We start from the raw sequence: 23,921 nt of genomic DNA on the forward strand, positions 1-23,921 counted from the left end.
CGCGGGACTATCCTTTCCCTGGGCAAGCAGGACGGCGACTGCCGCCTGTCCCCGTCAGCAAAGGTGATTGCCAATGGATGACCACGCGAAACCGATCCTCTATGTCCTCGACACCAACGTGCTGATCCACGACCCCAATGCGCTGCTGAATTTCCAGGAGCATCAGGTCGCCATCCCCATGACGGTGCTGGAGGAGCTGGATCGCCTGAAAACGGGCAAGCACAGCACGGCGGCCGAATGCCGACAGGCGATTCGCCTGATCGACCGGACGCTGGGCGAGGCCACGCCCGAGCAGGTAGAGAACGGAGTGCCGATCCAGCGTGGCAAGAGCGGGCCACGGGGCAGCCTGTCGATCCTGATGAATCGCCCATCGGCGCAGCAGAGCCCACTGCCGGAAACCATCAACGACAACCGCATCATCAACCAGCTCCTCGACCTGAGCCAGCGCCAGCCGGAGCGGGATGTGGTGCTGGTCAGCAAGGACATCAACATGCGCCTCAAGGCGCGCGCCTGCGGCATCGCCGCAGAGGATTACCAGACCGACCAGCTGGTGGATGATATCAGCCTGCTGTCGCGCGGCTATCACACCCTTTCCGGCTCATTCTGGGAGCGGGTCGGCAAGGTGGAAACCCGCCAGGAGCTGGGCCGCACCTGGCACCGGGTGCGGCTGACCGGCAACCTGCCGGCGGTGAATCTCAACGAATTCATCCTCGACGAGCAGGGCTTCGTCGGCTGGATCAAGCACATCGACGGCGACGAGCTGCTGATCCTCGATCTGTACCAGGACAAGCTGCTCGGCCTGGAAGCCTGGGGCCTGCAGCCGCGCGACATCTACCAGGCGCTGGCGCTCTATGCGCTGCTCGATCCGGACATTCACCTGGTCAACCTGTCCGGGGCCGCCGGTTCCGGCAAGACCATCCTGGCGCTGGCCGCGGCCATCGAACAGACCATGGTCAGCAAGCGCTACCGGCGCATCATCGTCACGCGCAGCGTGCAGGGGCTGGACGAGGACATCGGCTTTCTGCCCGGCACCGAGGCGGAGAAGATGGAGCCCTGGCTGGGCGCCATCACCGACAACCTGGAGGCCCTGCACATGGAGGACGAAAGCACGCCGGGCAGTGTCGACTACCTGCTGCAGCGCGTGCCGCTGCAGTTCAAGTCGCTCAACTACATCCGTGGGCGCAGCTTCCAGCAGAGCCTGTTGCTGATCGACGAGTGCCAGAACCTCACGCCGCACCAGATGAAGACCATCATCACCCGCGCCGGCAGCGGCACCAAGGTGGTATGCCTTGGCAACCTGGCGCAGATCGACACGCCATACCTGTCGGCCACCAGCTCCGGGCTCACCTACCTGACCGAGCGCTTCAAGGACTTCGCCCATGGCGTGCACATCACCCTGCAGGGCGTGCCGCGCTCGGTGCTGGCCGAGTATGCGGAGGCGAACATGTAGGGTGGATCGCGCTTTACCGATCCACCGACGCTCCGCCGAGGCGCGCCGTGCCGGCGCGATGGTGGACAAGGAAAACGTTGTCCACCCTACGGACTGGCCGAACATGCATGTATTCGTAGGGTGGATCGCGCTTTACCGATCCACCAACGCACCGCAAGGCGCGCCTGGTGGCTTAGCGAAGCTTGACCAGACGCAAGCCCACCACCGGGGTGGCGGGTAGAATGGCCCCTCGTTCCGAGGAGAATGCGATGAGCCTGACCCATCTCGATAATCAGGGCCACGCCCGCATGGTGGATGTCACCGACAAGGCGGTGACCTTCCGCGAGGCAGTGGCCGAGGCGCGGGTGCGCATGTGTCCCGCGACCCTGGCGCTGATCCAGCAGGGCGGCCACCCCAAGGGTGATGTGTTCGCCGTGGCGCGCATCGCCGGCATCCAGGCGGCCAAGAAGACCCACGAACTGATCCCGCTGTGCCACCCGCTGCTGCTCACCGGCGTGAAGGTGGAGCTGATGGCCGAGGGCGAGGACTGCGTGCGCATCGAGGCGCGCTGCAAGCTGGCCGGGCAGACCGGCGTGGAGATGGAGGCGCTGACCGCCGCCAGCATCGCCGCGCTGACGATCTACGACATGTGCAAGGCCGCCGACAAGGACATGACCATCGAACAGGTGCGCCTGCTGGAGAAGGCCGGCGGCAAGAGCGGCCATTACCGGCGCGCGACGGAGGACACCCCGTGATTCGCCTGCAGTATTTCGCCCGTTATCGCGAGGCGCTGGGCACCGATGGCGAGCAACTGGACTGGCAGGATGGCTTCGCCACCCTCGCCGCGCTGCGCGACCACCTGCTCGCGCGCGGCGGCGCCTGGGCGGTGCTGGCCGAGCGCAACCTGATGTGCGCGCGCAACCAGGAGCTGTGCGGGCTCGACGAACCCCTGGAGGACGGCGACGAGGTGGCCTTCTTCCCCACGGTCACCGGAGGTTGAGATGAGCGTTCGCGTGCAGACTGCATCTTTCGATCCGGGTGCCGAGCTCAACGCGCTGCATGCCGCCCAGCTAGGCATCGGCGCGGTAGTCGGCTTCGTCGGCTATGTGCGGGACTACAACGACGGCCAGGACGTGGCCGGCATGTACCTGGAGCATTACCCGGGGATGACCGAGAAGGCGCTGGCAAAGATCGTCACCGAGGCCGAGGCGCGCTGGCCGCTGCTGCAGGTCGAGGTGCTGCACCGGGTCGGCGCGCTGACCCCGGGCGAGCCGATCGTCTTCGTCGGCACCGCCAGCGCGCATCGGCAGGCGGCGTTCGCCGCCTGCGACTTCATCATGGATTACCTGAAGACCCGCGCGCCGTTCTGGAAGCGCGAGGACACCGCCGAAGGCGCCCGCTGGGTCGAGGGCCGCGACAGCGACCAGCAGGCCGCCGCGCGCTGGGATCAGTAGAGGACGGTGTAGAGCTTGAGCAGCACGGTGGACAGGGTGACCACGATGCCCATGGCCATCAGGCAGACGCCGACCAGATGGTCACGAAAATTGAAGCCGAAACCCAGCAGCAGGAAGCCGGTGACGATCAACAACAACATCCAATGAAGGCTTTCCACGAGAATTCTCCGGCAATCGATAGCAGCGCAATGATATCTCACCCGCCGACCGACGGTCTGACCTGCATCAACGCGGCAGCAGGACAGGGCGGGCCGGAGGTCGGCAGCCCTGTCGGCGGAGCTCAGTGCTTGCGCGGCACCGGCTTGAGCAGCTCGTCCGGTGGCATTTCGCACTGGATCTTGCGGCCGATCAGCGCCTCGATGGGCGGCAGGGCGAAGGCGTCGTCCTCGCCGGCGAAGCTGATCGAGGTGCCGCTGGCACCGGCGCGGCCGGTGCGGCCGATACGGTGCACATAGTCGTCCGGCACTTCCGGCAGGGTGAAGTTGATCACGTGGCTGATGCCGTCGATGTGGATGCCACGGCCGGCCACGTCGGTGGCCACCAGCACGCGGATCTTGCCCTCGCGGAAGCCCTCCAGGACCTTGATGCGCTTATGCTGCGGCACGTCGCCGGACATTTGCGCGGCGCTCACGCCGTCGCGGGTCAGGCGTTCCTCGATGCGGCGCACCTCGTCCTTGCGGTTGGCGAACACCATCACCCGGCTCCAGTCGTTCTGGGTGACCAGGTTGTAGAGCAGCTTGTACTTGTCCTTGCTGGCCACGGCGTAGACGTGCTGTTCGACGGTCTCGCTGGCCACGTTTTCCGGCTCGATCTCGACGATGGCCGGATCTACAGTCCACTGGCTGGCCAGGTTCATCACGTCGTCGGTGAAGGTGGCGGAGAACAGCAGGGTCTGGCGCTCGCCCTTGAACGGCGTCTGGCGAATGATCTGCCGTACCTGGGGAATGAAGCCCATGTCCAGCATGCGGTCGGCTTCGTCGAGCACCATGACCTCGACCATGTCCAGGTGCACCTCGCCGCGCTGGTGGAAGTCCAGCAGGCGGCCGGGGGTGGCTACCAGGATGTCGCAGAAGCGCTTCTCCAGGCCCTTGAGCTGTTTGTCGAAGTCCATGCCGCCGACGAAGCTCATCACGTTCAGGCCGGTGTACTTGGTCAGGTCCTCGGCGTCCTTGGCGATCTGCACCACCAGCTCGCGGGTCGGCGCAATGATCAGCGCGCGCGGTTCGCCCATGTAGCGCTCTTTCGGCGGCGGGGTCTGCAGCAGCTGGGTGATGGTGGACACCAGGAACGCGGCAGTCTTGCCGGTGCCGGTCTGGGCGCGGCCGATAGCATCCTTGCCCTTGAGGGTGTGACCCAGCACCTGCGCCTGGATCGGCGTGCAGTAGGTGAATCCCAGATCATGGATGGCATGCATCAGTTCCGGGGCCAGCGGGAAGTCATGGAAGCGGGTCTTGCCTTCGACCGGCTCGACCTTGAAGTCCTCCAGGTTCCAGGACGCGACGGGCGCCTTGGGCTTGCGTGGCGGACGCTCGCGGCGGGGCTTGTCGGCTTCCGGCGCTTGCGGCTTGGGCTGTTCGCTCCTGGCGGCGCGCGGCGGGCGGCTGGTGCGGGTGTCGTCGCGGGGCGGACGGGGAGTCTTGTCACGCGGCGCCTGGCCGTCGGTGGCGCGCTGGCGCTCGGGAACGGTGGGGGTCGCAGTGGGCGGAGTGGTGGGCTCTTCACCCTTCTTGAAAATGTTCTTGAGTGCCTTGAGCACGGTGATCTCGATCGGTGGTTAAGGAATGAACGCCGGCAGTGTAAAGCAAGACGCTCCTTGGGCGAAGGGCCATGCCGGGGCTGGCGGGACCGCGTTCTCGAACGCACCCCGCAGACCCGGTGTCATCCCGGCCGCCAGGGGCAAGGCCGGTGCGCGGGTGTTCGGTACTCGACGCCGCTGCCCGGCATGCGTCCCCCGGCCGCGTTTCAGGACAAGCGTTCCTGCAGCCATTGGCCGATGGCTTCGATTTCGGCCAGGCAGACCTCATGGCCCATCGGGTACTCGTGCCAGCGCACGGGAACGCCTCGCGCGGCGAGGAAGTCATGGGCGGCGCGCCCCAAAACGCGGGGCACCACCTCGTCACGGCTGCCATGCACGCAGAGCACCGGCAAGGTGTCGCGTCCGGCATCCAGCTGCAGCGAGGGTTCGAAGGTGGGCGCGTAGGTCGAGAGCGCCAGCACGCCGCCCAGCGGACCCTGCCAACGCAGGAACGCGGTGTGCAGCACCACGGCGCCCCCCTGGGAAAAGCCGGCCAGGAAGATGCGCGACGGATCGATGCCGCTGTCGCGCTGGGCCTCGATCAACCCGATCACCCGCTGTGCGGACGCCTCCAGCTGAGCCTTGTCGATGGTGCGGCCATCGGCGCCCATGCTCAGGATGTCGTACCAGCTGGGCATCGACCAGCCGCCGTTAATGGTCACCGGCTGGCTGGGCGCCTGGGGTAGCACGAAGCACGTGCTCGGCAGGGATTCCTGCAGCTGTTCGGCCACCGGTTCGAAATCGAAACGGTCAGCGCCCAGGCCGTGCAGCCAGATCACGCAGGCATCGGCTGGCTGGCGAGGATTGAGGATCAGCGGCTCGGTCATGGTGGCTCCAGGTCGGTGCGGATGCCCCGTTCGGGGGCGTGCCAGCGGGGGTCTGGCGTGGTGTCGGGACGGAAAGGATACGCCGGCCGTGCGTTCGGGGGTATCCGCTGTTCTGGTACGCCCCTTGCTCGGCAGGGTTGGCAGCAGTGCCGGAAGTGCGGACCCGATCGCATCGCGTAGGGGCGGAATGGTCGGGCTGAGTTTGCCAACTAGACTGCATGTTCAAGGTTTGCACGGATCACTGCCCACCGCCGCCATTCGGTCGTTCGAACAACACAGGGAATGGTGTGTGCCGAGAATCCAACACAACAAAAGCAACCGGAGGTTCGAATGAAAAGGCTCAAATCCATGATGGCCGTTCTGAGCGCCGTCTCGCTGCTGGGGGCGGCTGGCGCGGCCCAGGCCGGCGCTACCCTGGATGCGGTCAAGAAGAAGGGCTTCGTGCAGTGCGGGGTCAGCGACGGCTTGCCGGGGTTCTCCTATGTAGACGCCCAGGGCAAATACCTGGGCATTGACGTCGACGTATGCCGGGCCGTCGCGGCGGCGGTGTTCGGCGATGCCGACAAGGTCAAGTACAGTCCGCTGACCGCCAAGGAGCGCTTCACCGCCCTGCAGTCCGGCGAGGTCGACGTGCTGTCGCGCAACACCACCTGGACCAGCTCGCGCGACTCCGCCATGGGGCTGAACTTCACCGGCGTCACCTACTACGATGGCCAGGGCTTCCTGGTGAACAAGTCGCTCGGCGTATCCAGCGCGAAGGAGCTGGATGGCGCCACGGTGTGCATCCAGGCCGGCACCACCACCGAACTGAACCTCTCCGACTACTTCCGCGCCAACAACCACACCTACACGCCGATCACCTACGACACCTCGGACGAAAGTGCCAAGTCGCTGGAGTCCGGCCGCTGCGACGTGCTCACCTCCGACCAGTCGCAGCTGTATGCGCAGCGCATCAAGCTGGCCAAGCCCGACGATTACGTGGTGCTGCCCGAGGTCATCTCCAAGGAGCCGCTCGGCCCGCTGGTGCGCCAGGGCGACGAGGAATGGTTCGACATCGTGCGCTGGACGCTGTTCGCCATGCTCAACGCCGAGGAACTGGGGGTCGACTCGAAGAATGTCGAGCAGATGGCCAAGGCCGCCAAGAACCCTGACGTTGCCCGCCTGCTGGGCGCCGAAGGGGAATATGGCAAAGACCTCAAGCTGCCCCGCGACTGGGTGGTGCAGATCGTCAAGCAAGTCGGTAACTACGGTGAGGTGTTCGAGCGCAACATCGGCAGCGGCAGCGAACTGAAGATCGAGCGCGGCCTCAACGCCTTGTGGAATCAGGGCGGCGTTCAGTACGCACCACCGGTGCGCTGATCGCTGGCATTCCGCCGCCCGCTGGCGGGCGGCGGTTCCCATCGTGCCCGAACCGCGGCCCGAATCGGGTTGCGGTGGGTGGCTTCCGAGAGAATTCCCATGCCAGTAGCAACCTCTCCCGGGCGGCGCGGTTCGCTGTTGAGCGATCCGCAGGCCCGCGCCTGGATCTTCCAGGTCGTCGCCGTGGCCGCCGTCGTCGCCTTCGGCTGGTTCCTGTTCCACAACACGCAGGCCAACCTGCAGCACCGCGGCATTACTTCCGGCTTCGGCTTTCTCGATAACGCCGCCGGATTCGGCATCACCCAGCACCTGATCGACTACAGCGAAAGCGACAGCTACGGTCGCGTGTTCTGGGTCGGCCTGCTCAATACCCTGCTGGTCAGCGTGATCGGCATCATCCTGGCCACGGTGCTCGGCTTTGTTCTCGGCATCGCCCGGCTGTCGTCGAACTGGCTGATCCGCCAGCTGGCCACCGCCTACATCGAGGTCTTCCGCAACATTCCGCCCTTGTTGCAGATCTTCTTCTGGTACTTCGCGGTGATCGGCCCGCTGCCGGGGCCGCGCGACAGCCTGAGTCTGGGCAACCTCATTTTCCTGAATAATCGTGGGGTGCAGATGCCGGCGCCCAGCGCCAGCGAGGCGTACGGCCCCTTCATGCTGGCGCTGCTGGCGGCCCTGGTGCTGGTGGTGCTGCTCAGTCGCTGGGCCAGGGCCAGGCGCCTGGCCACCGGTGAGCGTTTTCCGGTGTTCTGGAGCAGTCTGGCGCTGGTGGTAGCCATTCCCGGCGCCTGCGTGCTGCTGTTCGGCTCCCCGGTCAACTGGTCGGTCCCGGAGCTGCAGCGCTTCAATATTCGCGGCGGCTGGGTGGTCATCCCCGAGCTGGTATCGATCGTCATGGCGCTGGCCATCTACACCGCCGCCTTCATCGGCGAAACGGTGCGCTCGGGCATCCAGGCGGTCAGCGGCGGCCAGACCGAGGCCGCTGCCTCGCTGGGCCTGCGTCACGGCCAGGTGCTGCGCCTGGTGGTCATTCCGCAGGCGTTGCGGGTGATTGTGCCGCCGCTGACCAGTCAGTACCTGAACCTGACCAAGAACTCCTCGCTGGCGGCAGCCATCGGCTATCCGGACATGGTGTCGCTATTCGCCGGCACCGTGCTCAACCAGACCGGACAGGCCATCGAGACCATGGCCATCACCATGAGCGTGTACCTGGCGATCAGCCTGAGCATTTCGCTGCTGATGAACGCGTACAACGCGCGCATCGCACTGGTGGAGCGATAGCTATGGATACACATGTCTTCAAGCCCGATCAGCCCGCGCCGGCGCTGAGCGTAGGGCCGCTCGGCTGGCTGCGCGCCAACCTGTTCTCCGGCTGGTTCAACACGCTGCTGACCCTGCTGGGCCTGTACCTGGTCTGGCAGATCGTGCCGCCCTTGATCGACTGGGCCTTCATCGAGGCCGACTGGCGGGGCGAGACCCGTGCCGACTGCTCTCGCGAGGGCGCCTGCTGGGTGTTCGTCGGCGAGCGCTTCGGCCAGTTCATGTACGGTTTCTACCCACAGGACCAGCGCTGGCGGGTGGACCTCGCCGTACTGCTGGCGGTGGTGGGCGCGGCACCGCTGTTCGTGGCGGCGTTTCGTCACAAGCTGCGTTACGGGCTGGCGTTCCTGCTGGTCTATCCGCTGCTGGCCTGGTGGTTGCTGCATGGCGGTTTCCTGGGCCTGATTGCTGTGCCGACCAGCCAGTGGGGCGGCCTGATGCTGACACTGGTGATCGCCGCGGTTGGCATCGCCGGCGCGCTGCCGCTGGGTATTCTGCTGGCGCTGGGGCGACGCTCCGATCTGCCGGCGATCAAGGTGCTGTGCGTGACCTTCATCGAGTTCTGGCGCGGAGTACCACTGATCACTGTGCTGTTCATGTCCTCGGTGATGCTGCCGCTGTTCCTGCCCGAGGGCATGAACCTGGACAAGCTGCTGCGCGCCATGCTCATGGTGATCCTCTTCGAGGCTGCCTATATCGCCGAGGTGGTACGCGGCGGACTGCAGGCCATCCCCAAGGGGCAGTACGAGGCCGCCCAGGCGATGGGGCTCGGGTACTGGCGCATGATGGGCCTGGTAGTGTTGCCGCAGGCGCTCAAGCTGGTCATCCCCGGCATCGTCAACACCTTCATCGCGCTGTTCAAGGACACCAGCCTGGTGATCATCATCGGCCTGTTCGACTTCCTCAACAGCATCAAGCGCGCCACTGCGGACCCGGCCTGGTTGGGCATGTCCACCGAGGGCTATGTATTCGCGGCGGTGGTGTACTGGATCTTCTGTTTCGGGATTTCCCGTTATTCGCAGCGCCTAGAGCGAAGACTGGAAACCGGCCATCGGCATTAAAGGAGTGGACCATGAACCCAGCGACCCCGCAGACCGCGTCCGGCGAGAAGCTGATGATCGAGATGATCGATGTGAACAAGTGGTACGGTCAGTTCCATGTGCTCAAGGACATCAATCTTCAGGTGCGACGTGGCGAGCGCATCGTTATTTGCGGACCTTCCGGCTCGGGAAAGTCCACCACCATTCGCTGCATCAACCGGCTGGAGGAACACCAGGCCGGGAAAATACTCGTCGAAGGGGTGGAACTCACCCGCGATCTGAAGCAGATAGAAGCGATCCGCAGCGAAGTGGGCATGGTGTTTCAGCACTTCAATCTGTTCCCGCATCTCACGGTATTGCAGAACTGCACCCTGGCGCCAATGTGGGTGCGCAAGCTGCCGCGCCGCGAGGCCGAGGAAGTCGCCATGTATTACCTGGAGAAGGTGCGTATTCCCGAACAGGCCAACAAGTATCCCGGCCAATTGTCCGGCGGCCAGCAGCAACGAGTGGCGATCGCCCGGGCGTTGTGCATGAAACCCAAGATCATGCTATTCGACGAGCCGACTTCCGCCCTTGATCCGGAAATGGTCAAGGAGGTGTTGGATACCATGATCGCGCTGGCGGAAAGCGGCATGACCATGCTGTGCGTGACTCACGAAATGGGCTTTGCCCGCACGGTAGCCAATCGGGTGATATTCATGGACCGCGGAGAGATCGTCGAGCAGGCCGATCCGGAGACCTTCTTCCATCATCCCCAGAACGAGCGGACTCGCCTGTTCCTCGGGCAGATCCTTTATTAGAGCGGAGCGATTGATTGCTCCGTCGCTAGAAATGAAAAACGCCAGCATATGCTGGCGTTTTCATGTGCCGCGGGGAATCAGCCGAGCAGGGTGGCCCAGCCTTCCACTTCGTCGGAACCCCACTTGGCTTTCCACTCTTTCAGGATCTTGTGGTTGCCGCCCTTGGTTTCGATGACTTCATTGGTGTGCGGGTTGCGATACTGCTTGACCTTGCGGGCGCGTTTAGCGGCCGGTGCGGCCTTGGCTGCCGCGCGAGTACGCGAGGCGGAGGCCGGGTCGAGGATGGCGATGATATCGGGCAGCGACTTGCCATACTGAGCCATCAGATCGCGCAGGTTCTTCTCGAATTCGATTTCCTTCTGCAGCTTTCCATCCTGCTGCATGGCCTTCAGGCGTTCCTGCAGTTCCTTGATGGCTTCTTCAGTGGCGCGGAATTCAGAAATAAGAGACATGTTCTTTCCTTTTGGAAATGAGGCAGGATTCGTCGGCAAATGATAGTCAGACAAATTCAGCAAGTAAACTGAAAGACCTTTTACAAAGATTGTTTTCCGGGGGTGGCTTCACATTATGAGGGCGGTGTCTGCATGAATACACCGTGTTAGAACAACTCGGGATATTTGCAGGAGCCAGCCGGTTGTATGCCGTGACGCGTATTGCATAATGGCGACCTGCTGGTAATTAGGTGGCAAACGCTGGCGCGAGGCGCCCCGGACCGTGCGTGCCAACGGGTAGTACACGCGGCTATGCAGCCCTTCGTGCGGATGGCTAGAATTGGCCCCTTTGCAATTCTGGAGTTCCCCACATGCGCACGTTCCGGCTGGTAATCGCCTGCCCTGATCGCGTCGGTATTGTTGCCAAGGTCAGTAATTTCCTGGCGACCTATAACGGCTGGATTACCGAGGCCAGCCACCACTCGGATCACCAGAGCGGCTGGTTCTTCATGCGTCACGAGATCCGGGCCGACTCGCTGCCCTTCGATCTGGACGGCTTCCGCCAGGCCTTCGCGCCCATTGCCCGCGAGTTTTCCATGGAGTGGCGCATTGCCGACTCCGCGCAGAAGCGTCGCGTGGTGCTGATGGCCAGCCGTGAATCCCATTGCCTGGCCGACCTGCTGCATCGCTGGCGCAGCGACGAGCTGGATTGCGAGATTCCCTGCGTCATCTCCAACCACGACGACCTGCGCAGCATGGTGGAGTGGCACGGTATTCCCTTCCATCATGTGCCGGTCGATCCGGCCAACAAACAGCCGGCCTTCGAGCAGGTGTCGCAGCTGATCGACGAGTACAGCGCCGATACCGTGGTGCTGGCCCGCTACATGCAGATCCTGCCGCCGGACCTGTGCCAGCGCTATCGCCACCAGGTGATCAACATCCATCACAGCTTCCTGCCCTCGTTTGTCGGCGCCAAGCCTTATCACCAGGCCTCGCTGCGCGGTGTGAAGCTGATCGGCGCCACCTGCCACTACGTCACCGAGGAGCTGGATGCCGGCCCCATCATCGAGCAGGGCGTGGAGCGCGTGACGCACCGCGACAGCATCGAGACGATGGTGCGCCTGGGCAAGGACGTGGAGAAACTGGTGCTGGCGCGCGGTCTGCGCTTCCACCTGGAGGACCGTGTGCTGGTCCACGACAACAAGACCGTGGTGTTCGATTGAGCGACCCGTTCGAGCGGGCCGCGGCGAGCGCACCGCCGACCCTCGGCGAGGGCTGCCTGCGGCGTTTCGATCCGGAGCAAATGGGCGATGACTTGGGCGCCGAGTTCAGCGATGCCGCCGCGCTCTGGGCCGAGTGGCAGCGCTCGGCCGTGGGCGAACAGGACCATCGGTCACAGGACAGCACCGCAGCGGCAGCGCTGGGCTAACGTTTTCAGGGCTGTACTGGCACCCAGAGGATGCTGCCATGAAGCCTGGCAACGCACGGGGTCTGTTTCTCGTGTGTGCATTGGGCGTGGCCTCGGCGGCGGCCGCCGCCTGGCACGAACCGGGACCGGGGGTTGTGCATGGAGTCAGCAAGGGAATGAAGCAATGCCCGATGCCGCCCAATGTGCGCGCGAAGATGGCCCAGGTTGAACCGGGAGATGAACTGCTGCTGTTGCTGTTCGCATTGTCGCAGGGACGCCGGTCGGAGGGATGAGACCGACGGCGACGGAAAGACGAGCCGGTAGCACTCGACAGCCCCGCGGCGTTCTGCCTGCGGGGCTTTTCATTTGTGGGGCGGCCAAAACGACGTTGCGCCCTACGCGGGTTCGCCTTGCGGCTCGGCGACCTGCGCATGCCGCCCTGCCAGCAGGGTATAGACGCTGGGCAGCACGAACAGGGTAAACAGGGTGCCGACGGTCATGCCGCTGGCAATCACCAGGCCGATGTTGAAGCGACTTACCGCACCGGCGCCCCTGGCCAGCAGCAGCGGGATCATGCCGCAGACCATCGCCGCGGTGGTCATCAGCACCGGACGCAGGCGGATGGCCGCCGCTTCCTCCACCGCCTCGCGGGCGCCCCAGCCATGCCGCTCGCGCAACTGGTTGGCGAACTCGACGATCAGGATGCCATGCTTGCTGATCAGGCCGATCAGCGTCACCAGTCCCACCTGGGTGTAGATGTTCATGCTCGCCAGGCCGAGGAACAGCGGGATCAGCGCACCACAGATCGACAGCGGCACCGTCACCAGGATCACCAGCGGATCGCGGAAACTCTCGAACTGGGCGGCCAGCACCAGGAAGATGATGGCCACCGCCAGGGCGAAGGTCACGTACAGGGCGCTGCCTTCCTGCACGAACTGGCGCGCCGGCCCAGCGTAGTCGAAGGTGTAGCCGCGCGGCGCTTCTTCCCGGGTGATCTGCCGCAGGGTCTCGATGGCCTCGCCCATGCTGACGATCGGCACGCCCTGGATGGTGGCCGCGTTGAGCTGCTGGAACTGGAACAGCTGCGTGGGGCGGGCGCGGAGGTAGGTGTGGATCACGGTGGACAGCGGCAGCATCTGGCCTTCTTCGTTGCGCACGTAGTAGCTGTTCAGCCAGCCCGGATCGGCACGGAACTCCCGCTCGACCTGGGCGATCACCTTGTAGCTGCGGCCCTCCACGGTGAAGCGGTTGATCTCGCCCTCACCCAGCAGGATCGCCAGGGTCTGCCCCAAGCTCTGCATGGACACGCCCATCTGCGCCGCCTTCTGGCGGTCGATCTCCACCACCAGCTCCGGTTTGTCGAAGGCCAGGTTGACGTCCAGGAAGGCGAACTTGCCCGATTCCTCGGCGCGCTTCTTCACCCGTTCGGCCACGTCCAGCAGCAGTTCGTAATCGTTGGCGGTGTTGATGACGAACTGGAACGGCAAGCCCTCGCCCGTGCCGGGCAGCGAGGGCAGGTTGAAGCCGAAGACCTGCAGGCCGGGTATCTCGTTGAGGCGCGCCTGCACTTGGGGGAGTAGCTCCATCTGGGTACGCTGCCGTTCGTCCCAAGGCTTGAGCAGGAAACCGCCGATGCCGCTCTGCACGCCGTCGAAGCCGTTGATCTGGAACGCGGAGTAATACTCCGGAAAGCTTTGGAAGATCGGCTGGAAGCCCTCCGTGTACTTGTTCAGGTAGTCCAGATTGGTGGCCTGCGGCGCGCTGGACATCATGAAGATCACGCCCTGGTCCTCGTCGGGAGCCAGTTCGCTCTGGGTGAACATCAGCAGTGCCGGGATCAGCGCGAGGATCAACGCGGCGAACACCAGGATCACCGGGCGCGTGTCCAGGGTGGAGGCCAGGGTGCGCCGGTAGCGGTTCTTCAGGCCCTCGAACAAGCGGTCGATGCGCTGGGCCAGCCCCGACGATGGGCTATGCGGGCGCAGCAGGTGGGCACACATCATCGGCGACAGGGTCAGCGCGACGATGCCGGAAATGATCACCGCGCCAGCCAGGGTGAAGGCGAATTCCTTGAACAGCACGCCGGTGATGCCGGTCAGCAGGCCGATCGGCGCATACACGGCCGCCAGGGTGATGGTCATCGACACCACCGGCAGGGCAATCTCTCGCGCGCCGAGCAGGGCCGCCTGGTAGGGCGTGTGGCCTTCCTCGATATGCCGGTGGATGTTCTCCACCACCACGATGGCGTCGTCCACCACCAGGCCGATGGCCAGCACCATGGCCAGCAGGGTGAGCAGGTTGATTGAGTAACCCATCAGCTGCATGAAGAACAGCACGCCGATCATCGACAGCGGGATGGTCACCACCGGGATCAGCACCGAACGCAGCGAGCCGAGGAACAGGAACACCACCAGGATGACGATCAGCACGGCCTCGGCCAGGGTCTTCACCACCTCGTCGATGGACGCCTGGATGAAGCGTGTGGCGTCGTAGGCAATTTCCATGCGCAGGCCGGGCGGCAGTTGGGCCTGCAGTTCCGGCAGCAGGGCGCGCACGCCGTCGATCACGTCCAGCGGGTTGGCGCTCGGGGTGCCGTTGATGCCGATGTACACCGAGGGAATGCCGTTGAAGGAGCTGACGCTGTCGTAGCTTTCCGCGCCCATCTCCACCCGTGCCACATCGCGCAGCAGCACGCGGCTGTCGCCCTCGGTGCGCAGGGGGATGGCGGCGAAGTCTTCCGGGGTCTTCAGGTCGGTGTCGGCATTGAGGCTGGTAACCACGTACTCGCCCTTCACCTCGCCGGCGGAGGACAGGAAGTTGTAGCGGCGCACCGCGTCGGCCACGTCACCGGCCGTCAGGCCGTGGGCCGCCAGGCGCACCGGGTCGATCCACAGGCGCATGGCGAACACCTGGTTGCCGAGGATTTCCGCCTCGGCAATGCCCGGCAGGGTGGACAGCTTGGGTTGCACCACGCGCGACAGGTAGTCGGTGATCTGCGGGTTGGACAGCGATTCGCTGAACACGCTGATGTACATCAGTGCCGTGGAGTCGGCGGCCTGGCGGGCCAGCACCGGGTCTTCGGCCTCCTGCGGCAGGCGGTTCTTCACCTCGTTGGCCTTGGCCAGCAGCTCGGTGAACAGCCGGTCGCCATTGCTGCCGATGCGCGCATAGATGGAAATCACCGACACGTTCTGGCGGCTCACCGAGGTCATGTAGTCGATGCCTTCGGCGCTGGCCAGGCTCTGCTGCAGCGGCTGGGTGATGTAGCCCTGGATGGTCTCGGCGTTGGCGCCCGGGTAGGCGGTGGTCACGGTGATCAGCACGCTTTCCATCTGCGGATACTGGCGGATCGACAGGCTCTGGAACGCCTGCGTGCCGAGCAGCAGGAGCAGCAGGCTGACCACGCTGGCCAGCACCGGGCGGCGGATGAAGGGATCGGTCAGGGCCATGGCTGCCTCAGGGTGCTGGCGCGTGGGCGGCCGCCGGCGCCAGGGTGACCGGGCTGCCGTGGTCCAGCTTGAGCTGGCCGGAGGTGACCACCCACTCGCCGGCGTGCAGGCCCTGTTCGATCACCACCAGCCCATCACGGCGCTCGCCGGTGGTCACGAAGCGGCGCTCCGCCACCTGCTGCTTCTGCTCGTCCCCGGCGTCCTTTTCCTGCACCACATAGAGCGCATTGCCGTACAGGCTGTAGGTGACCGCGGTTTCCGGCACCACAATGCGTTGCGGCTCGCCCGGCAGCACCACTTCCAGCTGGGCGAACATGCCGGGCAGCAACCGCTCCTCGGGGTTGGCGAGGCGGGCGCGCAGCTGCAGGTTGCGGGTGCTGTCGTCCACCCGGGGGTTGATGGCGATGATCTCGCCTTCGAAGCGTTCGTCCGGGTAGGCGGCCACGCGGATCAGCACCCGCTGGCCAACCGCCAGCTGGGGCGCGCGGTTCTCCGGCAGGGAGAAATCCGCCTCCAGGCTGGAGAGGTCCTGCAGGGTGGCGATGGGCGCGCCGGCGGCGAGGAAGTCGCCGCGCTCCACCCGGCTCAGGCCGATACGGCCGGAGAAAGGCGCCAGCACGCGGCGCTTGTCCAGGGTGGCGCGCAACTGCTCGACGTTGGCCTTGGCCTGCAGGGCCTGGGCATCCAGGCGGTCGTACTCGCTGCGGGAGATGGCCTGCCGGCCGACCAGGTTGCGGGCGCGGTCGCGTTCGACGTTGGCCAGCGCCAGCGCGGCCTCGGCGGATTTCAGGCTGGCCTGCTCCACCTCGCTGCTCAGGCGCAGCAGCGGCTGGTCGCGCTCGACGCGCTGGCCGGACTGGAACAGAAGCTCGCTGACGGTGCCGGAGATTTCCGCGGTGAGATCCACCCCCTGCACGGCCTTCAGGCTGCCGATGGCCGGCAGGCGTTGCTGCCAGGCCAGGCTGCGCGCCGGTTCCGCCTCGACGCTGATGGGCGGAGGCGGGGCGGAGAACATCTGGACCTGCTGATAGATCGAGTAGCCCTTGTAGGCAGCCAGTGCCAGGACCACTACAGCCACTGCAGCAAGCATGAGCAGCATGCGGCGGAGCACCATGAGGGAGGTTCCTGCGAAGGTGCATCAACCTTAGACAGCGGAACTAGAGGGGTCAAAGCGCGCCGGCGACGCTTCGTCGGCGCGCTGGAGCAGCGATCAGTCCAGGTGGATCTGCCGGGTCACCGTGCCGAGCTCGGCGGAGATCTCCAGCAGTTGGCCGGCGGCCTGGTGGGTGCGCTCCACATGCTGCTGGTTGGCCCGGGCGATACCGGTGATGTCGGTGAGGTTGCGGGTCATTTCCTCGGCGACCGAGGTCTGTTCCTCGGCGGCGGTGGCGATCTGCCGGTTCATGTCACGAATCGCTTCCACCGCCTCGCTGATGCCCCGCAGGATTTCGACGGCGCGGTCCACCTGCCCGACGCCTTCGCCGCTGCTGCGCTGGCCGCTCTCGATGGCCTGCACGGCGTTGCGTGCGCCGCCCTGTACCGCCTCGATGATCTGCTGGATCTCGGCGGTCGATTCGGCGGTGCGGCGGGCCAGGTTGCGTACTTCGTCGGCCACCACGGCGAAGCCGCGACCCTGCTCGCCGGCGCGTGCCGCTTCGATGGCTGCGTTGAGCGCCAGCAGGTTGGTCTGCTCGGCGATGCCGTGGATCACTTCCAGCACCGCACCGATGCGCGCACTGTCGTTGGCCAGGCTGTGCACCACGTCCGCGGTGTGGCTGATTTCCTCGCGAATGCTGGCGATGCTGCTGACCATCAGGCGCATGGCCTGTTCGCCCTGCTCGCAGGCGGCGTCGGCACTGTCGGCGGCCTGTGCCGCCTCGGTGGTGTGGCGAGCGACTTCCTGGGCTGTGGCGGACATCTCCTGCATCGCGGTGGCCACCTGGTCGGTGCGCTCGAACTGGGTGCGGCTGTCGCTGGCCATCTTGCGCGAAACCGCTTCGAGCTGGCGATTGGCGCTGTCCAGTTCTTCGCTGCTGTGCTTGAGCTTGCGGAAGGTCTCGGTGAGGAAGTCGCGCAGGCGGTTGGAGGCCTGGGCCAGGCGGCCGAGTTCGTCCTAGCGGCGGGCGTCCACCGGCTGGCCGAGGCGACCCTGGCTGAGGGCGTCGATATGGCCGATCAGGCGGTTGATGGGTTCGATCAGTTGGCGGCGCAGCATCAGCTGCCCCAGTACGAAGACCACGGCCGCCGAAGCCAGCATGACGAGCAGGCCGAACACCACGGTATTGCGCGTGCTGCGCTCCAGCTCGGGCACCTGATCCTGGGTCCGTTCGCGCCAGGTGACGGTCAGCTGTTCCAACTGGTCGCTAAACTCGCGGTCGATGCCGCGCACCACGTCATCGCCGGCCGAGGCATCGAATCCGCTGTTCAAAAAGGCCTGGCGACCTTGCCGGTAGGCATCGCCAATGCGCCGGTGTTCCTGCTGCAGGTTCTGCAGTTGGCTGCGCAGCTCCCCACTCAGTTGCGGGAGGTTCAGCAGGTCGCCCAGCTCCCCTTGGACGCCCTGTTCCTCCTGCTCAAAGCGGCGCCAGAAGTTGGCGGCTTCATCGTTGCTGCTGCTGCGCAACAGCAGGTTCTTCCATTCCTGCACCTGGGTCTTGAAGCCGATGTTCGCCGAGGCCACGCGCAGGCTGATGGTGGCGGGCCCCTCCAGCAGGCGCTGATACGACCTGGCGCTGTCGTTGAGCATCTGGAAGCAGGCGAGGGCAATCAGCAGCATCAGCAGCAGGCTGCCACCCAGCAGGGTGAGTACCTGGCCGCGCACGGAACGGGCAAATGGCATGGGAAAACGTCCTTCGAGAGCAGGCCGATCTGTGACCTCTGCAGGGTTTCGGCGTTGCTTACACAAACTTGAGGTGCCGCCGATCGTCTGTCAGGGCAATGTTTGCAACGTGACCGCGAGCGCCCGTAGGGTTTTCGTGGCCTGCGGCAGGCCTTTGGTAAGCGTGATAGGCGTCACAAAAAAAGAACGCAGACATCACTGCATGGCTTTAGAAATCAACGCCTGCTGTCGCTTGTCCCCACGAAGGGCAATCCTGCGTTCCGGCATGGATCGCCTACGTTTTGGCTCTATACGTTCTGCCCAATCAGCCCCTGTGAGGACTACCAACAATGAGACCACTTGTCATGCAGTGGCTGCTGCGCTCCTTTGACAAGACCGCGGTCGTGGCGGCGCTCGCGCTCTGCGGCCTGTGGCTGCTCGGCCAGCCCGGCCAGCGCGTGCTGATCATGCTGGGGGCGGTGTCCACGGCCGGCGTGCTCGGCGGGCTGTTGACCCGCCGGGCCATGGCGCGGAGCGCTCAAGAGGATTAGGTTCCGGCGCCGGCGCGCGTATCAGGCCAGGCGCAGGTGGTTGTCCCAGAAGCCGGCCGGCAGTTCCAGGTACTCGGTGACAATCCGGCTCCCGCGGCAGTCGTAGTGGCGGCAGCGGCCGACACCGGCGCTGACCACGAACCCGTCGCGCGAGGCGGCCACACCAGCGCAGTCCGGCAGCGGTGCGTCGAGCAGCAGCTCGGTGCTGTCCAGATCCCAGATATAGAAGCGGTTGCCACGCGGCGCGGTGATGGCCAGCCGGCGCAGCTCGCTGTGGATGGCCACGCTGGCGGTGTACTGGTGCATTGCCCGGCGCTGCACCTCGCCCAGCGGGAAGGGCTGGAACGGCTGGCCGGGGCGCTTGATGGCCACCAGCGGCACCGCGTGTTCGGGATCGCCCTCGTACTGCTGGCCGGTGACCAGGGTGCCGTCGCTGGCCACCGCCATGTGGCGCACGCTGTTCATCTGCTCAGGCAACTGCTCCTTGCTGATCAGGGTGCCGTCGCGGTCCATGATCACCAGGCTCGGTTCCATGTTGTCCAGGTTGAGCATCTCGCGACTATCGGCTTCAGTGCGAATGCCGCCGTTGGCGACCGCCAGGGTTTCGCCGTCGGGCAGCCATAGCAACTGGTGCGGGCCGACGCCGTGGGTGGGGTGTTCCGTGACGCGCTCCAGGCGGTTGTTGCCCTGCAGGCGATAGACGCCCAGCACGCCGCGGCCCGGGTCCGTGGTGTCGTTCTCGGTGCTGTAGAACCAGTCACCGTCCTGGTGGAACACGCCGTGGCCGTAGAAGTGCCGGTGTGCCGGGCTGGCCAGGGTCTGCAGCAGCGTGCCGTCGCGGGTATCGATCAGGTAGCTTTCGCGGCTCGGCCGGCGGCCGACGAACATGGCCAGTGGCAGGCTGGGGTGCGGTACCACGTCGTGGCAGCGCTCGGCGATGCGCGTGCTGAAGGCCTCGCGACCATCCAGGTAATAGCCCACGGCATAATGATTGCCGTCGGCATCGTCGCGGGCGGAGAGCAGCAGTGGGGTGGCCTGGCGCTGGACCAGCGTCCAGCCGCCGACGGTGCCGGCGGCGACCAGCAGGCCGCCCAGGGCGAGGAAAGTGCGGCGTTGCATAAGACTCCTCGAAGGCAAGTGGGGAGAGCGAAGGGGCTGTCAGGTGCAGGTCGCGAAAGAACTCGCTCCCACAGGTCAGTGCCAGGCCTGTGGGAGCGGACTTGTCCGCGAGCCTTCATGTCGCGCTCGCGCGTGAAGCAGCCCGTTCAATCCCCGTCGTGGGCGTTGAAGCCGATCTGGATGCCCAGCGCACGGGCCAGTTCGCCTTCCTGCAGGCGATGCAAGCGGTTCAGGCTGTCGTACAGCGCGTTCAGCGCGGTGCGTCCGGCCTCGTCGGCCAGCAACTGACCGAGCGGCTGGTCCAGTGCGCCCAGGCGCTGCCGGGTGTCGGCATAGGCCGCATCGATCCGCGTGGCCAGTTCGCTGTGCTCGCTGTTCAGCAGGCTGCGCAGACCGTCCTGGTTGGCGCCTTGCCAGAGGCGCTCGGCGCTGTCCACGGCGGCTGCCAGGATGGCCAGGCTGGCACCGCTGCGCCAGGCCTCGGCCTGGTAGGGCTGCGGCACGCCCTTGCTCTGGCGGCCCAGCGGTGCGCCCAGCTTCTTCTTCAGGCCATCGATGGCCGACACCTGGGTGCGCAGCAGGTCGGAGACGGCTTCCTGGGCGTCGGCGTAGCGGTCGTTGGGGAAGCTGTGCAGGCGCGCCTGCATGCCGTCCTCATCCTTCCAGCGCGCCAGCACGTCGCTGCTGAGCGCCTGCTGGTGGTTGCCGATGGCGATCAGCAGAGGGCAGTAGCGCTGTTGGACGGCGCTATCGCCGAGGTCGATGTTCGGGTCGAACAGCACGTACTCATAGGCAGTGAGGCCCTGGACCACCACGCTGCCCTTGTCCAGCTCGGCCTGGGTCAGCTGCGGCTGGCTGTTGAGCAGGGCCTCGACCTGGCGGGCCACCAGGTTCTTCTTGTCCGGCCAGAACTGCACCTGCCAGGCCAGGTTGTTTTCGCTCAACGGGCCGAGCTGCAGCGGCTGCAGTGCCGACCAGCTGCGATGGGCGCTCAGGTAGCTCGCGCGGGCCTGCTCCAGGCTTTGCTCGCCGGCGCAGAAGGCCTGAGCGCTGTCGGCCAACTGGCGGTCGGCCTCGGCCCAGGCGGTATAGGCCGGCAGCAGCACGCCGTCGGTCAGCGCGGCGCTGACCCGGGTGTACGGCTCCTCGGCGCCGCAGCCGGCCAGCAGCAGGCCCAGCACGGCGACGGCGAGTGGGGTGCGTTGCAACATGGAAACTCCTTCAGAGTGAATTCAGGAAGGCCAGCAGCGCCGCGCGCTGTTCGGCATTGAAGCTCAGCACCCGCTGCTTCGCAGGTTCGGCTTCCCCGCCGTGCCAGAGCACGGCCTCGAGCAGGTTGCGGGCGCGGCCGTCGTGCAGGAACTGGGTATGACCGTTGACCGCCTCGGTCAGGCCGATACCCCACAGCGGCGGGGTGCGCCATTCACGGCCGCTGGCCAGGAACTCGGGCCGGTGGTCGGCCAGGCCCTCGCCCATGTCATGCAGCAGCAGGTCGGTGTAGGGGCGGATGGTCTGGTTGGCCAGCTCCGGCTCGGCGGCGTCGGCGCGCGTCACGTGGCTCGGCGTGTGGCAGGCGGCGCAGCCGACCTCGTGGAACAGCCGCTTGCCGGCCAGCACCCGGGCGTCATCAACGCTACGGCGCGCCGGTACGGCCAGGTTGCGCGTGTAGAACAGCACCTGGTTGAAGATGTTCTCGCTGATCTCCGGATCGCCGCCGTTGGGCATTGTCCGGCAGGCGTCCTGGGCCGCGCTGCAGTTGTCGCCGCGCAGCAGCGGCGTGGACAGGCCCATGTCGTTGAGGAAGGCGTCGGCGTTTTGCTGGGCCAGGCTCGGTTGCCCGGCCTTCCAGCCGAAGCGGCCGAGCACCTGCTCGCCGGTGGCCTGATCGCGCACGTAGTTGGGCCGGCCGGAAATGCCGTCGCCGTTGCGGTCGTCCGGGTCGGCGTTGGCCAGGATCGCGTCTTCGGCGATGGCTTCCAGCAGGCCGAGGCCGATCATCGGCGGTGCGATGCGCGCCGAGAACAGCGTGTCCTGATGCAGCGCCCCGTAGCCGAGCTGGTCGATCTGCAGGCGTGGCTGGCGCAGCTCCACCGCGAAGCCGTCGGCGAAATGTTCGGTGCGGGTGTCGTAGGCCACGCGCACACGGCCCTCCGGGGCCACACCGGGAATCGCCATGTCCTGCAGCTGCCCGCCGTACACCGGCTCGGGCACCACGCCGGCCTGGGCCAGCAGCGCGGCGTGCTCGGGGCGGGCCGGCAGCGACAGGCGCACCAGCATCGACACGCTGTGGCTGGCATCGCTGGCCGGCGGATGACCGCGGCCGTCCTTGATGTGGCAGTTCTGGCAGGCGTTGGTGTTGAACAGCGGACCCAGGCCGTCGCGCGCGGTGGTACTGGCCGGGGCGATGACCCAGGGATTGCGGAAGAAGCTGTTGCCGACGTTGAAATCCAGGCGGCGGCTGGGCGGCAGGTTGGCCGAGGGCAGGGAAAAGGCATTGACGTCGCTGCGGTTGACCGTGGCGGCGCCGCCGGACAGGGCTTCGCCGGGTTCGGCGCGGCTGAAATCGAGAGTGGGTGACTGTTCCTGGCAGGCGGCCAGCAGAACAGAGATCAACAGCAGGCTACAGCGGGGGAGGGCGGACATCGAAAACGCTCCGGTGCGGGAGGGCGCACGGGGTATCAAGGCAATGGAATGGTTTCTATCTTGGGATGAGGTCAAGAGTCGCAAGGGCTGAAGGAGCCTGCGGGAGCGGTTGGCCGCTCCCGGAGGGTGCCGGAGCGTCGATCAGAACGCGTGATCGGCGGTGTCCGGATTGAGGTCGCCGATGCCCAGCTTGGCGGCAGCCTGCTCGATGGAGGCGGTCTGCTTGACCAGCGCGGCGATGGCGTCCCGGATCAGCTGCTGGCCTTCGCTGTTGTCGGCGGCGATCAACTGGTCGTAGTGCACGCCCTGCGCGGCACTGTCCACCAGGGCCTGCAGCCGGGCCTGGCTGGCGTCCAGATCGGCCTTCAGGGTGCTGTCGGTGCCGGCGTCGACCTGGGCGACCAGCGAAGCCAGGCTCGGGCCGCTGAGCAGCTCGCCGTTCACCCGGCGGTACTCGCCCAGGTAAACATTGCGGATGCCCAGGCCGTTGTAGAAGTGCGAGTTGTGGGTGTTGTCGCTGAAGCAGTCGTGTTCGTCCTCGGTGGAGTTGGCTTCCAGCGAGACCTTCATGCGCTCGCCGGCCAGCTCGCCCAGGGACAGGCTGCCCATGCCGAACAGCATCTTGCGCAGGCCGTTCTCGGCCGATTCGGCCTCCAGGCTGGCGCGGTAGTTGTCGGCACCCGGCTGCCATTGGGCGACCATGTCTGCGAGGTCGGCGACCAGCAGGTCGGTGGCGGCCTTCAGGAAGTCGCGGCGACGCTCGTTGTGGCCGCCGGTGGCGCCTTCGCCCACCAGGAAGTCGCTGTAGGGACGCTGGCCGGCGCCGGCGCCGGTGCCGTTCAGGTCCTGGCCCCAGAGCAGAAACTCGATGGCGTGGTAACCGGTGGCGACGTTGGCCTCGGAACCGCCCAGTTCGTTCAGGCTGGCCAGCAGCTCGCCGTTGATGGTGGTGACATCGATCACTTCTTCGCCGACGCGAATCTCGGTGTTGGCGATGATGTTGGCGGTGGCGCCCGGGTTGCCCAGGGCATGCTGGTAGTCGCCGGCCACGTAGTCGATCAGCCCCTCATCGAGCGGCCAGGCGTTGAGTTGGCCTTCCCACTCATCGACGTTGGGGTTGCCGAAGCGGAACACCTCGGTCTGCATGTAAGGCACCCGGGCGGCCAGCCAGGCCTGCTTGGCGGCCTCCAGGGTGGCTTCGCCGGGGGCGGCGAGGAACGCGTCAACGGCGGCCTGCAGGTCCTTGGCGGTGTTCAGTGCGTCGCCGAAGATGGCGGCGGCCAGGTCGGCATAGTGCTTGACCACGGCCTGCGCCTCGGCCTGATCGAAGGCGGCCGCCGCTGGGGCGTTCTGCTGGCTGGCAGGCGCGGCGGACTGGCTGGCAGGCGTGGCGTTCTTGTCGTCGCCACAGCCGGCCAGGGAAATGGCGAGGGCGAGCAGGCTGGCCGAGGCCAGGGGCAAACGGGGCATGGCTGAAT

The 23,921-nt window shown here is 66.0% G+C and carries 24 protein-coding genes; 12 read left to right on the plus strand and 12 right to left on the minus strand.

Going from position 1 to position 23,921, the window contains the following annotated elements; all coding sequences use genetic code 11:
* Positions 1 to 73: 73 nt before the first annotated feature.
* From SF06_RS01505 to moaE, 4 genes are all read left to right on the plus strand, one after another.
* Positions 74 to 1,450: a PhoH family protein gene (locus tag SF06_RS01505; protein WP_039559546.1), complete on the plus strand. Its 1,377-nt coding sequence runs from the start codon at positions 74 to 76 to the stop codon at positions 1,448 to 1,450.
* Between the two features lie 248 nt (positions 1,451 to 1,698).
* Positions 1,699 to 2,184 carry a cyclic pyranopterin monophosphate synthase MoaC gene (gene moaC, locus SF06_RS01510; RefSeq protein WP_039559547.1) on the plus strand — a complete coding sequence of 162 codons (486 nt, stop codon included), beginning with the start codon at positions 1,699 to 1,701 and terminating at the stop codon, positions 2,182 to 2,184.
* Positions 2,181 to 2,429 (plus strand): molybdopterin converting factor subunit 1, encoded by a 249-nt coding sequence (moaD, locus tag SF06_RS01515; protein WP_027591053.1) that lies wholly within the window; start codon positions 2,181 to 2,183, stop codon positions 2,427 to 2,429. Before moaC ends, moaD begins: the two co-directional genes overlap by 4 nt.
* Position 2,430: 1 nt before the next feature.
* A complete protein-coding gene (gene moaE / locus SF06_RS01520) occupies positions 2,431 to 2,883 on the plus strand; it encodes a molybdopterin synthase catalytic subunit MoaE (protein WP_027591052.1) in 453 nt (150 codons plus the stop codon).
* On the opposite strand, the gene SF06_RS18470 is transcribed toward moaE, so the two are convergent.
* The 3 genes from SF06_RS18470 to SF06_RS01530 all read right to left on the minus strand — a co-directional run bounded on the left by SF06_RS18470 (position 2,877) and on the right by SF06_RS01530 (position 5,505).
* Positions 2,877 to 3,041: a hypothetical protein gene (locus tag SF06_RS18470; protein WP_169745293.1), complete on the minus strand. Its 165-nt coding sequence runs from the start codon at positions 3,039 to 3,041 to the stop codon at positions 2,877 to 2,879. The genes moaE and SF06_RS18470 overlap by 7 nt on opposite strands.
* A 122-nt stretch (positions 3,042 to 3,163) precedes the next feature.
* Complete coding sequence (gene rhlB, locus SF06_RS01525; protein ID WP_039559550.1) at positions 3,164 to 4,639, minus strand: ATP-dependent RNA helicase RhlB; 1,476 nt, start codon at positions 4,637 to 4,639, stop codon at positions 3,164 to 3,166.
* Positions 4,640 to 4,845: 206 nt separating this feature from the next.
* Positions 4,846 to 5,505 (minus strand): alpha/beta hydrolase, encoded by a 660-nt coding sequence (locus SF06_RS01530; protein WP_039559553.1) that lies wholly within the window; start codon positions 5,503 to 5,505, stop codon positions 4,846 to 4,848.
* A gap of 330 nt (positions 5,506 to 5,835) precedes the next feature.
* Here SF06_RS01530 and SF06_RS01535 point away from each other — a divergent pair, with 330 nt between their 5' ends.
* The 4 genes from SF06_RS01535 to SF06_RS01550 all read left to right on the plus strand — a co-directional run bounded on the left by SF06_RS01535 (position 5,836) and on the right by SF06_RS01550 (position 10,024).
* Positions 5,836 to 6,864, plus strand: coding sequence for an amino acid ABC transporter substrate-binding protein (locus SF06_RS01535; RefSeq protein WP_039559556.1), 1,029 nt, complete (start codon positions 5,836 to 5,838; stop codon positions 6,862 to 6,864).
* 99 nt (positions 6,865 to 6,963) lie between these two features.
* Positions 6,964 to 8,145: an amino acid ABC transporter permease gene (locus SF06_RS01540; protein WP_039559557.1), complete on the plus strand. Its 1,182-nt coding sequence runs from the start codon at positions 6,964 to 6,966 to the stop codon at positions 8,143 to 8,145.
* Between the two features lie 2 nt (positions 8,146 to 8,147).
* Complete coding sequence (locus tag SF06_RS01545) at positions 8,148 to 9,245, plus strand: amino acid ABC transporter permease (RefSeq protein WP_039559558.1); 1,098 nt, start codon at positions 8,148 to 8,150, stop codon at positions 9,243 to 9,245.
* Between the two features lie 11 nt (positions 9,246 to 9,256).
* Positions 9,257 to 10,024 (plus strand): amino acid ABC transporter ATP-binding protein, encoded by a 768-nt coding sequence (locus SF06_RS01550; protein WP_027588791.1) that lies wholly within the window; start codon positions 9,257 to 9,259, stop codon positions 10,022 to 10,024.
* A 77-nt stretch (positions 10,025 to 10,101) separates the two neighbouring features.
* Here the strand turns inward: SF06_RS01550 and mvaT are convergent, their stop codons facing one another.
* Positions 10,102 to 10,476, minus strand: coding sequence for a histone-like nucleoid-structuring protein MvaT (gene mvaT, locus SF06_RS01555; RefSeq protein ID WP_027588790.1), 375 nt, complete (start codon positions 10,474 to 10,476; stop codon positions 10,102 to 10,104).
* A 350-nt stretch (positions 10,477 to 10,826) separates the two neighbouring features.
* Here mvaT and purU point away from each other — a divergent pair, with 350 nt between their 5' ends.
* Genes purU through SF06_RS01570 form a run of 3 tightly spaced genes read left to right on the plus strand, consistent with a single transcriptional unit; the run spans position 10,827 to position 12,156 of the window.
* On the plus strand, positions 10,827 to 11,678 hold the full coding sequence (purU, locus tag SF06_RS01560) for a formyltetrahydrofolate deformylase (RefSeq protein WP_027588789.1): 852 nt from the start codon (positions 10,827 to 10,829) through the stop codon (positions 11,676 to 11,678).
* Entirely contained in the window at positions 11,675 to 11,884 is a 210-nt protein-coding gene (locus SF06_RS01565; RefSeq protein ID WP_039559562.1) for a hypothetical protein, read from the plus strand. The genes purU and SF06_RS01565 overlap by 4 nt, the downstream gene beginning before the upstream one ends.
* A 38-nt stretch (positions 11,885 to 11,922) precedes the next feature.
* Positions 11,923 to 12,156 (plus strand): hypothetical protein, encoded by a 234-nt coding sequence (locus SF06_RS01570; RefSeq protein ID WP_027588788.1) that lies wholly within the window; start codon positions 11,923 to 11,925, stop codon positions 12,154 to 12,156.
* Positions 12,157 to 12,258: 102 nt separating this feature from the next.
* Here the strand turns inward: SF06_RS01570 and SF06_RS01575 are convergent, their stop codons facing one another.
* The 4 genes from SF06_RS01575 to SF06_RS18935 all read right to left on the minus strand — a co-directional run bounded on the left by SF06_RS01575 (position 12,259) and on the right by SF06_RS18935 (position 18,151).
* The gene (locus tag SF06_RS01575; protein ID WP_039559564.1) at positions 12,259 to 15,312 is read right to left on the minus strand and encodes a multidrug efflux RND transporter permease subunit; all 3,054 of its coding nucleotides are present in this window, start codon (positions 15,310 to 15,312) and stop codon (positions 12,259 to 12,261) included.
* Positions 15,313 to 15,319: 7 nt separating this feature from the next.
* A complete protein-coding gene (locus SF06_RS01580) occupies positions 15,320 to 16,426 on the minus strand; it encodes an efflux RND transporter periplasmic adaptor subunit (protein WP_039559566.1) in 1,107 nt (368 codons plus the stop codon).
* A gap of 96 nt (positions 16,427 to 16,522) precedes the next feature.
* Positions 16,523 to 17,293, minus strand: a complete 771-nt coding sequence (locus tag SF06_RS18930; RefSeq protein WP_437123588.1) for a methyl-accepting chemotaxis protein — start codon at positions 17,291 to 17,293, stop codon at positions 16,523 to 16,525.
* 132 nt (positions 17,294 to 17,425) lie between these two features.
* Positions 17,426 to 18,151, minus strand: a complete 726-nt coding sequence (locus SF06_RS18935) for a hypothetical protein (RefSeq protein ID WP_437123589.1) — start codon at positions 18,149 to 18,151, stop codon at positions 17,426 to 17,428.
* Between the two features lie 344 nt (positions 18,152 to 18,495).
* Between SF06_RS18935 and SF06_RS01590 the strand changes: the two genes are divergently transcribed.
* The gene (locus SF06_RS01590; protein ID WP_027588784.1) at positions 18,496 to 18,681 is read left to right on the plus strand and encodes a hypothetical protein; all 186 of its coding nucleotides are present in this window, start codon (positions 18,496 to 18,498) and stop codon (positions 18,679 to 18,681) included.
* Positions 18,682 to 18,702: 21 nt separating this feature from the next.
* Here SF06_RS01590 and SF06_RS01595 read toward each other — a convergent pair whose 3' ends face one another.
* The 4 genes from SF06_RS01595 to SF06_RS01610 all read right to left on the minus strand — a co-directional run bounded on the left by SF06_RS01595 (position 18,703) and on the right by SF06_RS01610 (position 23,913).
* Positions 18,703 to 19,800: a DUF1513 domain-containing protein gene (locus SF06_RS01595; protein ID WP_039559569.1), complete on the minus strand. Its 1,098-nt coding sequence runs from the start codon at positions 19,798 to 19,800 to the stop codon at positions 18,703 to 18,705.
* 146 nt (positions 19,801 to 19,946) lie between these two features.
* Positions 19,947 to 21,011 (minus strand): imelysin family protein, encoded by a 1,065-nt coding sequence (locus SF06_RS01600; protein WP_039559573.1) that lies wholly within the window; start codon positions 21,009 to 21,011, stop codon positions 19,947 to 19,949.
* A 10-nt stretch (positions 21,012 to 21,021) separates the two neighbouring features.
* Entirely contained in the window at positions 21,022 to 22,443 is a 1,422-nt protein-coding gene (locus SF06_RS01605; protein ID WP_039559575.1) for a di-heme oxidoreductase family protein, read from the minus strand.
* Between the two features lie 141 nt (positions 22,444 to 22,584).
* The gene (locus tag SF06_RS01610) at positions 22,585 to 23,913 is read right to left on the minus strand and encodes an imelysin family protein (RefSeq protein WP_039559577.1); all 1,329 of its coding nucleotides are present in this window, start codon (positions 23,911 to 23,913) and stop codon (positions 22,585 to 22,587) included.
* Between the last annotated feature and the right edge of the window lie 8 nt (positions 23,914 to 23,921).

This window comes from Pseudomonas flexibilis (assembly GCF_000802425.1).
GTDB classification, from domain to species: Bacteria; Pseudomonadota; Gammaproteobacteria; order Pseudomonadales; family Pseudomonadaceae; genus Serpens; species Serpens flexibilis.